This window comes from Synechococcus sp. H55.2 (assembly GCF_047462495.1).
GTDB lineage: Bacteria > Cyanobacteriota > Cyanobacteriia > Thermostichales > Thermostichaceae > Thermostichus.
Genome location: NZ_JANSJH010000001.1, coordinates 53,752 through 68,466, shown reverse-complemented (window position 1 = coordinate 68,466; position 14,715 = coordinate 53,752). Strand labels below are relative to the sequence as shown.

Annotated in this window: 11 protein-coding genes and 1 pseudogene; 1 reads left to right on the top strand and 11 read right to left on the bottom strand. The window is 60.9% G+C overall.

The annotated features are described in order from the left end of the window. Positions 1 to 3 precede the first annotated feature (3 nt). From NW844_RS00290 to NW844_RS00250, 9 genes are all read right to left on the bottom strand, one after another. The gene (locus NW844_RS00290; protein ID WP_414332414.1) at positions 4 to 210 is read right to left on the bottom strand and encodes a hypothetical protein; all 207 of its coding nucleotides are present in this window, start codon (positions 208 to 210) and stop codon (positions 4 to 6) included. Between the two features lie 334 nt (positions 211 to 544). Beyond that, a complete protein-coding gene (gene sufU, locus NW844_RS00285) occupies positions 545 to 1,033 on the bottom strand; it encodes a Fe-S cluster assembly sulfur transfer protein SufU (RefSeq protein WP_414332412.1) in 489 nt (162 codons plus the stop codon). A 149-nt stretch (positions 1,034 to 1,182) separates the two neighbouring features. After that, positions 1,183 to 2,412 (bottom strand): NAD(P)/FAD-dependent oxidoreductase, encoded by a 1,230-nt coding sequence (locus NW844_RS00280; protein WP_414332410.1) that lies wholly within the window; start codon positions 2,410 to 2,412, stop codon positions 1,183 to 1,185. Between the two features lie 33 nt (positions 2,413 to 2,445). Next, on the bottom strand, positions 2,446 to 4,317 hold the full coding sequence (locus tag NW844_RS00275; RefSeq protein ID WP_414332408.1) for a tetratricopeptide repeat protein: 1,872 nt from the start codon (positions 4,315 to 4,317) through the stop codon (positions 2,446 to 2,448). A 178-nt stretch (positions 4,318 to 4,495) separates the two neighbouring features. Beyond that, the gene (gene cobM / locus NW844_RS00270) at positions 4,496 to 5,302 is read right to left on the bottom strand and encodes a precorrin-4 C(11)-methyltransferase (protein WP_414332406.1); all 807 of its coding nucleotides are present in this window, start codon (positions 5,300 to 5,302) and stop codon (positions 4,496 to 4,498) included. Positions 5,303 to 5,418: 116 nt separating this feature from the next. Next, positions 5,419 to 6,126, bottom strand: a complete 708-nt coding sequence (gene ispD / locus NW844_RS00265; protein ID WP_414332454.1) for a 2-C-methyl-D-erythritol 4-phosphate cytidylyltransferase — start codon at positions 6,124 to 6,126, stop codon at positions 5,419 to 5,421. A 123-nt stretch (positions 6,127 to 6,249) separates the two neighbouring features. Then, on the bottom strand, positions 6,250 to 7,656 hold the full coding sequence (locus tag NW844_RS00260; protein ID WP_414332404.1) for an ammonium transporter: 1,407 nt from the start codon (positions 7,654 to 7,656) through the stop codon (positions 6,250 to 6,252). A gap of 134 nt (positions 7,657 to 7,790) precedes the next feature. Continuing rightward, on the bottom strand, positions 7,791 to 8,129 hold the full coding sequence (locus tag NW844_RS00255) for a P-II family nitrogen regulator (RefSeq protein WP_011430352.1): 339 nt from the start codon (positions 8,127 to 8,129) through the stop codon (positions 7,791 to 7,793). 173 nt (positions 8,130 to 8,302) lie between these two features. Beyond that, positions 8,303 to 9,697, bottom strand: coding sequence for an IctB family putative bicarbonate transporter (locus NW844_RS00250; RefSeq protein ID WP_414332401.1), 1,395 nt, complete (start codon positions 9,695 to 9,697; stop codon positions 8,303 to 8,305). Positions 9,698 to 10,555: 858 nt separating this feature from the next. Between NW844_RS00250 and holA the strand changes: the two genes are divergently transcribed. Continuing rightward, positions 10,556 to 11,536 carry a DNA polymerase III subunit delta gene (gene holA, locus NW844_RS00245; protein ID WP_414332399.1) on the top strand — a complete coding sequence of 327 codons (981 nt, stop codon included), beginning with the start codon at positions 10,556 to 10,558 and terminating at the stop codon, positions 11,534 to 11,536. Positions 11,537 to 11,817: 281 nt separating this feature from the next. Here the strand turns inward: holA and NW844_RS00240 are convergent, their stop codons facing one another. Then, positions 11,818 to 14,157 carry a transglycosylase domain-containing protein gene (locus NW844_RS00240; protein ID WP_414332397.1) on the bottom strand — a complete coding sequence of 780 codons (2,340 nt, stop codon included), beginning with the start codon at positions 14,155 to 14,157 and terminating at the stop codon, positions 11,818 to 11,820. Between the two features lie 3 nt (positions 14,158 to 14,160). Beyond that, positions 14,161 to 14,715 (bottom strand): annotated as a pseudogene (locus NW844_RS00235) (serine/threonine protein kinase); the annotation flags it as partial.

The following is a 14,715-nucleotide window of genomic DNA, read 5'->3' as shown; positions in this document are numbered from 1 at the left end:
CAGTCACTTGCGCCGAGGAACGAGATAGCGCTGCTTAATCTGCTCCAGCGAGAGGCGGGAAACTCCGGCCCGCGGCTCGTCCTCAGAAGAGGCCTCACCCTGCCACTTGAGGGATACTCCCAGCAGTGCTCCCAAAGAAAAGCTCTCGCTCAACAGGGCCGCTATGCGGTAAGTACGGTAGTCTAGCGTTAGATCGACACCAGCTTGCATCTGCGTTTCCTCCGTATTTCCAACGTTCACGTTCCCATTATAGCCTGGATATCCGTAAAAAAACGTAAAACACCGAGGATCTACGTACGCGATTTATAGGATTTTTCTACGCCATTTGGCGGATAGCGGCGGGGATCCTACGGATCTGGGGGGGGCAGGTTCAGGGATCCCAGCTCAGCAGAGCCGCGATTGCGGCGGCCAGAGTGGCGGCGTTGAAGGGCTTGCTGCTGAGGCCATTGGCTCCCAGCCGAGCCAAAGAGGCATCCTGGCATCCCTGATCCTCGGAGTTGTCTGGATTACAGGGATCCCCTACGTTGCCCCCAGAGGGCGAAACCTAGTCGGTGTTTTCGTTGCTCACAAAATCTGGGTTGTCCGGGGATCCACTGGGTTCGGGCGATTCCAGCGCGTGTTTGAGGGCATGCCAGGCCAGGTTGGCGCACTTGATGCGCACCGGAAATTGGGCAACTCCCTTCATGGCGTTCAAGGCCCGCTGCTCCCGCGGAAACTCAGCGCCGCCGCGCATCATGGCTTGGAAGTGATCCACCAACTGCAACGCTTCGGGGATGGTGCGCCCCCGCACGGCGTCAGCCATGAGATCGGCAGAGGCCAGGGCAATAGCGCAGCCTTCGCCCTCGAATTTGATATCGACAATTCGCTCTTGATCCGGATCCAGTTGCAAGGTGAGGTCGATGGTGTCGCCACAGGAAGGGTTGTGGCCGCGTTGGTGGCGATGAACCGGATCCACTTTGCCGAAGTTGCGGGGCTTTTTGTACCGCTCCAGAATGACTTGCTGATAGAGTCCGCGCAGGTTATCGAGAGGCATTGTTGTTCCCGCTTGGTCGCTGCTTGGGCCGGAGAGCGTCAAGAGCTTTTGAGGGTTGAAGGGCGATAGGGTCGAGATCGAGAAGCCGAGGAAGCTAGCCCATTCCGGCCAATCTGTAACTTAATCTTAACCCCGTTCTCTGTAGAGATTTAGTAGAAAAACGCCTGCCAGCGCACGGGCTTGCGTTGGCGCATGTAGAGCCAATCGAACAGGTTTTTCAGCAGCGTGGCCAGGTAGCCGCGCCAGACCCACCTGCCCTTCTCGGCGACGGCAACCCGGTTTCCCATCGTAACGCAGACAAACACAGTGGCCTGGGGTCGGTAGGGAAGCAGGGGTTGGCCGCGGATGAGCCGCAGCAGGTTTTGTGCTGCAATCGGCCCCTGGCGCACCGCGTACACGCCGATCTTGGGCAAGAGACGGGATCCCCAGACAAAGTCGGCGCAGTCCCCTAAGGCCAAGATGCGCTCTGCCCCCTGCACCCGCAGGCACTCATCCACCAGCAGGGATCCCGTCGGCCCCAGCGGCAGGCCGCAGCTTCTCAGCCAGGCGGGCGCCTGCAACCCACCCGCCCATAGGCGGGTCTGGGCCACCAGCTCGCTGCCATCCTCTAGCCAAACTTGCTGTGGCCCGAAGGCTTTTACCCGGCGCTCCGCCCAGATCTCTACCCCCAAGCGGCGGATCTCCCTTTCCACCTCCTGGCGGAAGCGTTCTGAGAAGCCCTCGACCAGATGGGCCTGGCCATGGATCAGGAGCAGGCGGGCCCGCGCCAAAGGGATCCCCGTTGCTGCGCTCATCTCGCGGCAGAGGTCGTACAGCTCTCCCATCAGCTCTGTGCCGGTGCAACCTCCCCCCACCACCACAAAGGTCAGCAGGCCCGGCGTCGGATCTCCCTGGGCCGCCCGCTGCCAGCACTGCCGGATCCAGGTTTGGGCGGCCACCAGTTGCTCCGCCGGTCGAATGGCGAAGGCATGTTGCATCCCGTCGATGGGACGCAGCTCCCGCCCCACATTCACCAACAGGTAATCGTAGGCAAGGGTTTGGATCCCGCCTGCGCCTTCCAGGGTCAGGGTTTGCGCCTGCGGCTGCATGTGGGTTACTCGTCCCGGCAGAAACTGGGCACCATTGGCTTGAACGTGCTCCAGCAGCGGGATCCGCACCAGATCCAGGGAAAACCGACCGCTCAGCAGCCGCGTGGACATGCCCGAGTTGACGATGTAGGGGTGGGGATTGATGGCGATCACCCGCGCTTGCCCTTTGAGGGCCCGCAAGGCGTCGATGGCCCCATAGCCACATCCGGCCAAGACCACGGTGGGCAGGGATCCCTTCATGGCTGGAGCGGCAACCTCTCGCAGGCGGGCGCGCATCTTGTCGGGCGGCAACCGGGATCCCTCAGCGTCGATCAGCTCCCATCTTTACACGGGCAGTAGGTCGGTATGCACCTCTTCCATCTGCTTGGAGAGAAGCCGCTGCAGGCTCCCTCTGGCTTCGGGGAAGTTGGGAGAAATTTCCAAAGCCGAGCGAAAGTGATCGATGGCCTGCTCCAGCTTGCCTTGGCGGGCCAAGACGGATCCCACGCGATAGTGGGCCATGCCGTAGCTGCCGTTGCTGCGCATCGCCCGTTGATAGCTGGACACCGCCGAGCTCAGATCCCCCTTGATACGGGCCACTTCCCCCAAGCCAAAGTGGGCTTCGGGCAAATCTGGGTCTTCTCTTAACGCTTGTTCAAACTGTTGCACAGCCTCTTGCACCTGCTGGGGCCAGACAAACTTGCGCCCGGAGGCGTCGCGGTGTTTTTGACCCAAATAGGACAAGCCGATGGCAGCAACCGCCTCAGGCAAGTTGGGCACCAGCCCCAGAGCTCGCTGGTAGCTCTTGATGGCTTCGTTGTGCTGCTCCTGGGCCGCTAAGACCAAGCCCAGCCCGTAGTAGGCGCGGCCCTGCTGGAGCTTGGAGGAGCTGCCGGAGAGGAGCACCTGGCTGAACTCTTGGCCAGCCTGGGCCAGACGCCCCGCATGAACCATGGCCAAGCCCAGATCCACCCGCACAGCAGCGGCTAATTCGGGATCCAGATCGAGATTGAGGGCGGTTTGAAAAGCTGCTATTGCCGCTTTCAACTGGCCCTTGCGCATCAGCGCTTGCCCCATCAGGTGGTGGGCCAGGCCCAGGCGATCGTTCAATTCCAAAGCAGACCAACAGGAATCGATCGCCTCGTCCCATTGCCCCAACTTGAGGCGAATTTGAGCAATACGGAGGTGGGCCTGGCTGAAGTGGGGATCCAACTCAAGGGCCTTTTGTTGCTGGGCCAAGGCTTCTGCCCAGTTGCCTTTCTCGGCCCAGGCTTGGCCGAGCAGGCTATGGATCTCAACTTGAGCAGATCCCTGGGTGAGGGACAGGGCCTCCTGAAACCGCTCCACTGCCTCAGGAACTTGATTGGCCTGTAAAAAGGACAAACCTTCTGCCAAAGGATCAGAGGATCCCTCTCGCTTAAAGGTGTTGACAGCACGCCGGCCTTTCCACCCCAGCCAGCCCCCCCCTGCAGCCAGGAGCAACAGAGGGATCCCTACTCCCAGCGATCTGGCCCGGGCAGGGACGTCGGGCTGCCGGAAAGAATGCACCACCAACCCGGCCCCCAGCAGGAGAGACAAAGCCAGGGCTCCCCCCAGGAAGGGTCGTAGGGTAGGTTGGTGCAACTGCTGGCCAAGCGCCTGAACGTTGACCGGAAGGCTGATGGGAGAACTGGGGCGAGCAGGGGCAGTCGTGGGCGGAGAGGTCGGGATCCCAGCTTGGGCCTGTGCAGAGGCATGAGCAGCAGGAGACTGACTTGGGTCAGGCTCTGAGCGTCGCTCTTTCTGGGTTTTGGGAACCGGCGCCTCTAGAGTTTTAACTTTGCGAAAATCAGAGCTGCCATCGGGATCCACAACAGGTTTTTGGGCATCCAGCACCTTGATCTCGGAAATCTTGGCGTCCGGCAATACAATCTGCGTGGCGTCGGCACCGCTTTTCCCAGAAGACAAATAGAAGACTTTTTTCCACTGCGGCTGTGTTTCTCCCTGCAGCCGACCGTACACCACCAGTTGGCTGACTCCCTGCACCGGCGCGCCTTCCAATTGGTCGGCAACCCGCTGCAACACCATAGAGCGGCTGAACAGTCCCTGCTGTGGGAGCTCCACCATCAGGTAAAGGACATCTTGTTTCAGCGCCGAACGGCTTGGCAGGGGAGCAAGGGCCTTCTGCAAAGCCGCGATCAAGGTTTCCACGCTGCGAGCAGCAGATGAGTCATCCATAAGCATAAGGCTAGAAAGAGGGAGAAAAAAAGTCTTGCAACAACCCCAAAAGGGATCCACTTCTTTTGGCAAAGATGGGCGCCCTGCAGCCAGAAGCCAAAGTATTTGACCTCATCTTGCTGCCTCATCGTCATTATGTTCAGCCTGCCGTCATCCGTCAATATACTGAAAGAGTCTGTTACAAATGGGCCCGCCGGCCAATTTTGGGGCGGAAGAGGTGGGCGTGGTCAGGGCTGTAGAGCCGCGAGCGGGCCGAGCCGGCTCCTGCCAAGCCCCGTAGGGCGGGACTGATGAGGTAGAGCACGGTGCGTTCCAGGCTGGCTTGCCGGGTGAGGGCCGCCATCTCCGCCAGGGATCCCAGCCAGATTCGCTCGTCCGGCCAGCCCAGACGGTAGCAAATGGCCACAGGGGTATCGGCGGGATAGTGGGTCAGGAGATCCGCCTGGGCCTGTTCCACATGGCGGGCGCTCAGATACAGACACAAAGAGGCGCGGTGGGCCGCCAGGCTGGCCAGGGCTTCCGCTGCCGGCACGCGCGTCCGACCGCTGGCGCGGGTGAGGATAATCGTCTGCACCAGCTCCGGCACCGTTAGCTCCACCTGCAGACGGGCGGCTGCCAGTTGAAAGGCGCTCACCCCCGGCACGATCTCAAAGGGGATCCCGGCCTCCGCCAGCCGAATCAGCAACTCGTGCAGAGCACCGTAAAGAGACGGATCCCCATCCTGCAGCCGCACCACCCGCAGCCCTGCCTTGACCCGCTCCACCATCTGGGGCAGCAGCGTTTCCAAGGTGAAAGCGCGTGTATCGATGGCCTCCACCCCAGGGCGACAATGGGTCAGCAGCCCCTCCGGCACCAAAGAGCCTGTGTAGAATACTACATCTGCTTCCGCGAGCACTCTCTGGCCCCGCAGGGTAATCAGCTCGGGATCCCCGGGGCCAGCGCCGACAATGTGCACAGGCCAATAGGACGAAGTCTCCTCGCTCATCTGCTCTCCTCTCGCCCCAGCAGCCTGCATCTTAACAGCAGCCGATTCCGCAAAAACTCCCCTCTCCTTTTGGGAGAGGGGTTGGGGGTGAGGGCGACAGAGAGTAAGGGATTAAGCTAACGCGCCAGCTCGAGGCGCTGCTGTAGAATTTGCTCGGCCAGCACCAGATCCCAGGGGGTGGTTAACTTCAGGTTAGACTCCTCACCTTCCACGATATAGACCGACCAACCCAGCTTCTCGAATAGGGCTGCGTCATCGGTTACCTGCCACCCCTGGGCCAGTGCCTCCCGATGGGCTTGCCACAGCAACGACAGGCGAAAGCCCTGGGGCGTTTGGGCTGCCCACAGCCGGCTGCGCTCCGGTGTCGATTGGATTTGGATCCCCTTGGGGCCGCTTGCGGTCACTTTAATCGTGTCTTTGACAGGGATCGCGGCAATCAAGCCGTCCACTTGCTCCAAGGCGGCGCTGCAGCGATCGAACAATTCAGGGGTGGCCAAGCAGCGGGCTCCATCGTGGATCAGCACCCGCTCCACCGTTCCCAGCCCATAGAGATACTCCACCCCCCTGTAAACCGACTCCTGCCGCGTCGCCCCTCCTTGCAGAAGCTGCACCGGCGTGGACAGCTCGATGGACGCCAGGATCTGCTCCATGGCCGGCCAATCGCCGGGCTGGGAGAGAATGCCGATCCACTCGATGGAACCGGCCCGATCCGCCGCCTGCAACGTCCAAGCCAAGATGGGCTGGCCCAAAAGCGGCAACAACAGCTTGTTGACCGCCGCCCCCATTCGCTTGCCACTGCCAGCCGCCGGGATCAACAGGTGCATGGGATCCAAAAGTGCATCCAACCGCATCCCAGTTTACAGCCAGGGAGGGCCAGGCTTGGCCCTCCTCATCGTTGACAGTGGCGATTGGTGCCGCTGGATCCCCCTCAGAGCCGGGGTGCCGCCTCAAGGTTGGTCCAACTCGGCAGAAGCAATCACAAAATCCGGGTAGGCCACGTTACCATGCTCGCCCACATCCAAGCCGGCCAGCTCCTCTTCGGCACTGGTGCGCAGGCCAACGGTTGCCTTGAGGATCAAAAACAGGATCAAGCAGGTGAGGAAAGGCCAGAAGAAATAGGCTAGAGCGCCCACAACTTGTACCCCAAATTGCGCCCAGGTCACCCCTGAATCGGCGTGGGCAAACCAAGGGATCCCTGCTGCCAACACCCCCCAAATACCGCAGGTGCCGTGTACCGAAACGGCGCCCACCGGGTCGTCAATCTTCAGCACCGTATCCAGAATCACCGCCGAGATGACCACCAGGATCCCGGCCACCGAACCGATGATCAAAGCTCCCAGAGGGTGGACAGTGTTGCAAGGAGCGGTGATCCCTACCAAGCCGGCCAGCACCCCGTTGGCGGCAAAGGTCATATCCGGCTTGCCAAAATGCGCCCAGCAGGTGATCATCGCCCCAATGGCCCCTGCCGAAGCGGCTAGCAGCGTGTTCATGGCAATCCAGCCGATATCGGGGCTGGCGGCTGTGGTCGAGCCAGCGTTGAACCCAATCCAACCCAAGGTGAGGATAAACACTCCCAGCATCCCTAGGGGCAGGTTGTGGCCGGGAATCGCCCGCGGCTCGCCGTTGGGGCCGTACTTGCCGATGCGAGGGCCAAGCACCATGGCCCCGGCCAAGGCGGAAGCGCCCCCCACCAAATGCACTACGCCCGAACCGGCAAAGTCGATGAAGCCCAGATTTTCCAGCCAGCCGCTAGTGCCACCGTTGTAGTCGCCGAAGAGACCATTCCAGGCCCAGCCCCCCGAGATGGGGTAGATCAGCCCAGAGATGACGACAGAGTAGATGAGGTAGGCCACGAACTTGGTGCGCTCCGCCATGGCCCCGGAAACAATGGTGGCAGCGGTGGCGGCAAACACCATCTGGAAGACAAAGAAGGTGAAGGGCCAATCCCCTGCTTCGTGGGCTTGCTGCCAACTGAAAGCAAACCAGCTCCTGCCAAAGAAGCCAGTATTTTCTCCAAACATCAGGCCAAACCCGATGAACCAAAAGGCGCAACAGCCCATGCAAAAGTCCATCAGGTTTTTCATCATGATGTTGGCGGCATTTTTGGCGCGGGTAAAGCCCGTCTCCACCATGGCGAACCCCGCCTGCATGAAGAACACCAAGGCTGCCCCCACCAGCGTCCAGACAATGTCAGCATGTTCCTGTACGACTTCCGCGTCCTGGGCGAAGGCACTCCCCTGGCCCAATAGGAAAACCAGCGAAATCGTCAGAGCAGCAGTTAGACTCCACTTGGCCAGTCGCCCAAGCCGCTGAGGTAGCGGGTTCTTATGCTTTTGGATCATCGTTGTAGACATGCTTTTCGACTTACCTAAAGTGACGGTACTTTTCACAACGCACTAGTAGATAGGGCAAAAATCCCTCATTTGCCCACTGCAAGCCAGCCTGGGACTCGGGTCGAGCTACCCAGGCTCCAAGACCTTCACCTTCTCTACAGGGCGTCCTGGTTGAGTTCGCCGGTGCGGATGCGAATGGTTTTCTCGACAGGGCTGATGAAAATCTTGCCGTCCCCGATTTCGCCGGTGCGAGCCGCCGCGATCAGCTTCTCGACCACCGTATCCACCAGGTCATCTTCGACCACGATCTCCACCTTCAGTTTTTGCAGGAACTCTACCGTGTACTCGGATCCCCGATAGCGCTCGGTCTGTCCCTTTTGTCGACCAAAACCCCGCACTTCGCTCACCGTCATGCCGACGATGCCGGCGTTGACCAGGGCAATTTTCACCTCATCTAGCTTGAAGGGCCGAATTACAGCTTCGATCTTTTTCATTGGCCTCCCATATCCCCAGCAATTCCGCTAATTTCTAACACTACTAAAACCTGCAAATTGTAAATCTAGATACATTTTCGTTCCTCTACTGAGAATGCCTACCACTCTAGATTTGCTCTCGTCAAGACCAGAAGGCCAAGCCCGGGCCACTCTAAGAAGTCCGCGCCGGCATCTCACGAGCTGGGTCTTTCAGCGGCCGTTGAGGATCGAGGAGAACCCAGACTGGCTGTGACGAGGGCCACCGCCAGCCACCACAGCATTTGTACCTGGGGACGGTACCAGATGGTATCCACTAGGCCGTGGGCCATCATGCCGGTGCAAGCCGCTAAGCCTGCTGCCACCCACAGGCCCTCGGGATCCCGGGAGCTGAGCAAAGTGTTCCAGCCTCTCCAGCCGTGATCCCAGAGCACCAGCAAAAACCAGGCAAAAGCCAGGGATCCGATGAAGCCTGTCTCCACGGCGAGTTGCAGCGGCACCGAGTAGGCCCCAAGGGCGCTGAAGTTGCCCCGCTGGTAGAGGGGATAGACGCGGTTGAAGGCGACATTGCCGGGGCCGATCCCCAAGATGGGAAAGTCGCGGATCATGTCCAGCGCGGCGGCCCAGACGTTGAGGCGAAAATTGTTGCTGGTGTCCAGCCGTCCCCAAAAGAGGCTCTGAGCCCGCAGCCGCAGGGGGCGTACTGTTACGATCGCAAGCAACAACGTGGCTGCCCCCCCTCCCAACAGAGCCGGCAGCGTCCAACGTCGCCAACGGGCTGGCAAGTGGGGGGTTTGCCATTGCGCCAGCAGCACCGCCATCATTCCCAGCGCTGCTAGGCCGCCAATCCAGGCGCCGCGGCTGTAGGTCAGCATCAGGCAGATGAAGTTGACGGCGGTTGTAAACCCAACCAAGAGCTTGATCCCCCAGCCCGGCCAGATGCAAATGGCAGCCAGCCCCAGAGGGAGGAGCGGAACCAGGTAGCCCCCATACAAATTGGGGTTGCGCAGAAAGCTGTACACCCGCGTCAGGCCTGCCAAGCCCGATTCCGGATCCACCCAGGTGGCTAGCTCGGCAGCCCCGTAAAAGTATTGCCGCAGGCCATAGACCCCCATCCCCAAGCTGACCAAGAGCAGGGATCCGACGATCCAATCCCGGAACTGCAGTTGGCGAAGCAGACGCTGCAGCAGCAGATAGCCGGCCAGGTAGAGCGTCAACTTCAGCCAGCCGTCCCGCGCTGCATAGGGAACCGGCGACAGGATTGTGGCCAGGGTGGCTATGCCCCAAAACAGGCCTAGGGGCAGATGGACGGGCAGCCAATTCGGGGTTTCCACCAGCCAGCCCAAGACCACAAGCGCCGCCATAGCCAGCAAAATCAGACCTAGGATGCCGGTGGAGCTTTGGGCCGAAAAAAACCAGTAGAGCAGCACCAGGCCCAAACCGATCCAATCCAAGGTTTGGACGAGCCGGCTGCTTTTGCCCCACTGCCGCAGGGATCCCGACACTCGGCTCAAAAGGCTGCCCTGCCACCAGGACTCGATAGAGAAATCCCGCAGCAGCAGGCCGCGCCATGCTTGCGTTGCTCGTTGCATGACTCCTTCCAACACCCTAGGCTTCAGCTCATCTTCCGAGTTTATATCCCCAGCGGACAGGAGCAAGGGCGGGAAGGCAAGAGGGATCCCCTTTCTAGAAGGCTAATCTTTTCTTCCTGGGCTTGGCTTCAGGACTGGTTGTTTTAGAGGCAGCCCAAGACGAAACAACTTTGGGGGGAATTATCCCCCCATTAAACTGCCCACCCGTCTCTTTTTGGCCGAGAGGTATCCAGAGATTTTGATAGCCTTGTCGAGACCAAGCTCGAAACATCACTTAGGCAACCGAGGCCAACGGGCGAAACTGAGATCCCTTAACTTCTTGGGAATTGAAAGGAGAAATCACCGATCCCGATTTGTCTGCATTCAAGGTTTGAGGATCGCAATAATGAATCTGAACACGGGTAGGACGGCCTAAACCCAAAGCAGATCCCAGGCAGCGAGCCAGAACCTGTACCTTGAACTCCAGTTCGCCAATGGTGTCCATCGTTCGCAACCCCCTCCCGATGCCTATCCCTAAGCTCAATCTAGGAGAAGATTGATGATCTTTCTTCAGTGGGAACACAGAATTTGCCAAGCTAGGGCCAAATCAAAGATCATGCAAAGCTGGCACCTTTTTTCAGAGAGAGGGAAGAGGCTTGAACCTGGCCCGGTTTTTTCTGGGGGATCCCGGACAAAGGGCGGGAGCATGCGCGTTGATTTACGTAAAATAACGCCTAGAGAAACCACGGAAAAGGGCTGGAGACCAGTTGCAGTGGCGGCTCTGCGGAGGCTGAGCAACTTGCTGGGATCTGCAGCCGCCTCAATCAAACAGGTTGGCCAGGGATCCAGCCAGAGCGTTGATGAGGGGGCTAGGGTATTATGCCCGTCTACCTTTACTGGGGAGATGACACCTATCGGCTGATGCAGGCGGTGCAGCAGTTGCGGGATCAAGTGCTGGATCCCGATTGGGCTGCTTTTAATTACGATCGCCTGCCACCGGAATCGACGCTTGTCGGCCTCAGCCAGGCCATGACGCCGCCCCTGGGATCCAACGCCCGCCTGGTTTGGCTGGAGGAGACGACACTCACCCAACATTGCCCGGAAGAGCTGTGGGAAGCAGTGGAGCGCACCCTGGCCCAGTTGCCCCCCACGACACATTTGCTGTTAACCAGCAGCAGCAAGCCGGACGGACGCCTCAAATCCACCAAAATCCTCAAGAAAGTGGCCATCGTCCGCGAGTTTCCCCAACTGCCTCCCTGGGATGAAGAGGGCATTCTTAGACAGGTATACAGCGAAGCCCGGCAACGGCATCTCAAGCTCAGCCCGGCGGCAGCCCAGAAGTTGGCCGAGGCGGTGGGCAACGACTCCCGCCGCTTGGCGATGGAATTGGAAAAGCTGGCTCTGTTTACAGCCGCTCAAGAGGATCCCATCTCCCCTGAGCAAATCGAGGCCTTGGTTCCCGCCAGCGCCTACAACAGCTTTCAACTGGCGGCCGCCCTGCGCCAGGGCAACTTGGATCAGGCCCTGCCCATCCTGGCCCATCTGCTGGATCACAACGAGCCGGCCCTGAAGATCCTGGCAGTGTTGGTGGGCCAATTCCGCACCTGGCTGTGGGTACGGCTGCTGCTGGAGGAGGGAGAACGGGATCCCAAAGTCATCGCCCAAAAAGCAGAGATCGCCAACCCCAACCGAGTTTACTTTTTACAGAAAGAGGTGGGATCCCTGGAAAGCGCAGCTCTGCTGAAGGCAATGCAGCAACTTTTGCAACTGGAATACCAGCTCAAGCAAGGTCAGCCAGAGCGAGAGGTGTTTCAAGAAGCCCTAATCCAGATCGCGACCATTCTCCGCAAATCCTGCTGATCTTCCCCGTTTCTGTTACTCGGACTTCAGAGACAGTTCTGACAACAGCCCGAAGACTTAATCGGCTTAGGTTACAGCCTTTTCCAGCTTATAGCCATTTCAAATAGCAATGAAACGTTTCTCTACGTCGTTATCGCTCCGCAACGCTGTCGCGGACGCGCCGCTCTAACTCCCCTCTCCCTCTGGGAGAGGGGCCGGGGGTGAGGGCTGGGGGTGAGGGAGGCAAAGCGTCTATTTGTCGAGTTGTCGGGATGTGGAGTTGTCTGATTGGCTTTGGCGAGCTATTGAATGACTTGCTTCATGTAACTTCCCCAAGTTTGAGCGGCGATGCCGCTACTCCCTCGCGTTGGGCTGGAGTCATCATTGCCCAGCCAAATGCCGGTTACCAGAGGCGGGTTGGGTGTGTAGCCGATAAAGAGCAGATCCTTGTTGGCGGTGGTGGTGCCGGTTTTGCCCGCTTCTCCGATCCCAAGGCGAGCGGCAGTGCCGGTGCCGGAGCGGATCACGCCTTGCAATACGGCGGTCATCTGCTGGGCGACGCTTGCCGACAAAACCAGCCGCTGCGAGCGGGGATCCTCGCGGCCTGGGTAGATCTCGCGGCAGGTGCGAAAGTCGTCGGGGTTGGCGCAATCGCTGCTATCCAGGATGCGGCGGATGGTGTGGGGCCTGGACCAAAGGCCGCGATTGGCCAAAGGAGCAAAGGCCGCGGTCAGCTCCAGCAGGTTCACCTCCATCGTGCCGAGTACCAGGGAAGGATAGGGCTGCAAGGGGGATTGGATCCCCATTTGCCGCGCCATGGCCACCACCTGCTCCAGCCCCACCTGTTGGGCCAACCGCAGGGCGATTACGTTTTCGGAGAGGATCAAGCCGCGGGCCAAGTCCATGGGGGCACTTCCCGAGCGGCAGCCCTGAAAGGTGAGGTTGCCCCAAGTAAGCGGCTCACAGGAGAGCACCTGCGAAAGCGGGATCCCCTGGCTGAGGGCGGCGGCGTAGGTGAAGACTTTGAAGGTGGATCCCGGCTGCCGTTGGGCTTGGGTAGCCCGGTTGAAGGGGCTGGCGTTGTAGTCGATCCCGCCCACGAGAGCTAAGATCTCGCCGTTGCGGCTGTCGAGGCTGACTAGGGCACCCTGACTGAAGCCCAGGCGGGAGCCCGCCTCGCGCACCGTTTGGGCCAGGGCCTGCTCCGCCAGCCGCTGGTAGGGCAAATGCAGTGTGGTCTCGATGATGAAGTTGCCCTCTGCCGAGAGGTCTTGGCCCAGAAGCTGCCGCAGCTCCTGGAAGACGGTGCTGTAGAAGTAAGGGGCAACCGTCGAGGTCTGGGAGCGCAGATTGGGGTTGAGGGTGAGGCGGCTGCGCCGGGCCCGCCGAATCTCCTCTTCTGGGAAGACTTGGAGCTCGCTGAGGCGATCCAACACCCGATCCCGGCCCCGCACGGCGGCATCGTAGTTGGCGATGGGGTTAAAGGCATTGGGAGCAGGCAGGATGGCGGCCAGGGTGGCGGCTTCGGAAAGGCTGAGCTGGCGGCTGGGGATCCCGAAGTAGAACTGGGCGGCGGTCTCAAAGCCGTAGATGCCGTTGCCCAGGTAGACGTTGTTGAGGTAGAGGGTGAGGATTTCGTCTTTGCTGTAGCGCCGCTCCAGCTTGAGGGCGGCAACAGCCTCCCGCAGCTTGCGGCCAAAGGTGTTGCCTGAGCCGGTGTAGTCGCGCAACACGGTGCGGGCCAGTTGCTGGCTGATGGAGCTGCCCCCCTGCTGCACTTCCCCGGAGCGCAGGTTGACCCAAAAGGCGCGGCCAATGCCCAGCAGATCGACCCCGAAGTGGGAGTAGAAGCGGTGATCTTCGGCGGCCACCACCACCTTGGGCAGAATCGGGCCGAAGGCCTCCAGGTTGGGCAGCTCCCGGTAGGTATCCCCCTGGTGGCGGCGCAGTTCGGTTTGCCGATCCCCGGCCAGGACGATGAGGGGGTTGCGATCGGCGGCGAGCGGCGGTTCTACTGAGAACTTGCTCCACTCGTGGCCGATCCAAATCCTCGCCCCCAGCCCCAAGAGCGCCATCAGGATCAGGCAGCCGCGCACCCCGTACACCTGCGGCGGCGGTGGATCCAACACTTGAATAAACACGCTCTCCGGATCCCGGGGCGGGCCAAGGCTGAGTCGCTGGCCATGGCGCAGGATCACCCGCCGCACCCGCTCGGCGCCGCCAAAGGGCTTGAGGCGAAAGACGCCGTTGGTGGAGTCTTGATCTTCCAGTTGGTAGCGACCGGCGTTCCACCCCAGCCAGTAGAGAATCGGGGGCAACGGGATCCGCCACCCCAGGCCGGGCAGACGCCAACCCGGACGCGGGCGAACGCAGGCGTGCAGATGGCTCACCGCAGGGGCGGGGATGCGGATGGTGGCCACTGTCTGGCTGCGACCCAGAATGTCGGATCCCTGCAGGACAAACACCTGGGGAGCTTCTCCCGGCCAAGTAATCCGCAGGCGCACCGGGCGCTTGGGCGGGGGAGGGTCGGGGGGCTTGAGGAGGGCAGTGGGCCCAGCAGGGAAAGGCCGCCCCATTGCCAGGGTTTTGAAGAAGTGGACAACGGTGTTCAACAGCGACTTTTTGTCTTCGGAAGCAGACATGGCTCAATCTCCCCGCAGTTCGCGCGTACGGCGCAGCAGCTCCTGCATGGTCTGGCCGGGACGAGGGCCGGCAGCGGCTGGTCTGGAGCGAGGGGCCGGACGGGGCTGGGCAACGGGGACGGTGGGCGGGGAAGGTGAAGGGCTGGGCGGGGGATCCCAAACGGCCAGGTAGAGGTGGCCCTGGGGGGTGCGCTCGACGAGGCCAGACCAAGAGCCGGAGCGGAACTGGACGCGCTCAGAACGGTTTTCCCGCACCGCCTGCAGTTCTCGCTGCAACTGGGGGGGCAAGGGGGCCTGCAGCATGTCTTCCAGCAGCCCTTCCGCCTGCGGGGCGGGCACGTCGTCGGCGATGGTGGCCTCGATTTGTTGCAGCGCCAGGCTGGATTCGTCGTAGGTGAGGCTCAAGTTCATGCCGCCCAAGCGGTACAGGTCGTACACGGTGTTGGGCCAGGCGCCCCGCCCCTGCTGGCTGGGGGATCCCAGGGCGGCCCGCACCACCTCGCGGGAAGTCTGGAGAGGGAAGGCGCGCAACACCGGCTCGCTGCTGGCGTAGGGCTC

Coding starts and splice junctions, on each gene's coding strand:
- NW844_RS00290 (WP_414332414.1), bottom strand. CDS start 210: ATGCAAGCTGGTGTCGATCTAACGCTAGACTACCGTACTTACCGCATA.
- NW844_RS00275 (WP_414332408.1), bottom strand. CDS start 4,317: ATGGATGACTCATCTGCTGCTCGCAGCGTGGAAACCTTGATCGCGGCT.
- NW844_RS00255 (WP_011430352.1), bottom strand. CDS start 8,129: ATGAAAAAGATCGAAGCTGTAATTCGGCCCTTCAAGCTAGATGAGGTG.
- NW844_RS00250 (WP_414332401.1), bottom strand. CDS start 9,697: ATGCAACGAGCAACGCAAGCATGGCGCGGCCTGCTGCTGCGGGATTTC.
- NW844_RS00240 (WP_414332397.1), bottom strand. CDS start 14,157: ATGTCTGCTTCCGAAGACAAAAAGTCGCTGTTGAACACCGTTGTCCAC.
- sufU (WP_414332412.1), bottom strand. CDS start 1,033: ATGCCTCTCGATAACCTGCGCGGACTCTATCAGCAAGTCATTCTGGAG.
- cobM (WP_414332406.1), bottom strand. CDS start 5,302: ATGAGCGAGGAGACTTCGTCCTATTGGCCTGTGCACATTGTCGGCGCT.
- ispD (WP_414332454.1), bottom strand. CDS start 6,126: ATGCACCTGTTGATCCCGGCGGCTGGCAGTGGCAAGCGAATGGGGGCG.
- NW844_RS00260 (WP_414332404.1), bottom strand. CDS start 7,656: ATGTCTACAACGATGATCCAAAAGCATAAGAACCCGCTACCTCAGCGG.
- holA (WP_414332399.1), top strand. CDS start 10,556: ATGCCCGTCTACCTTTACTGGGGAGATGACACCTATCGGCTGATGCAG.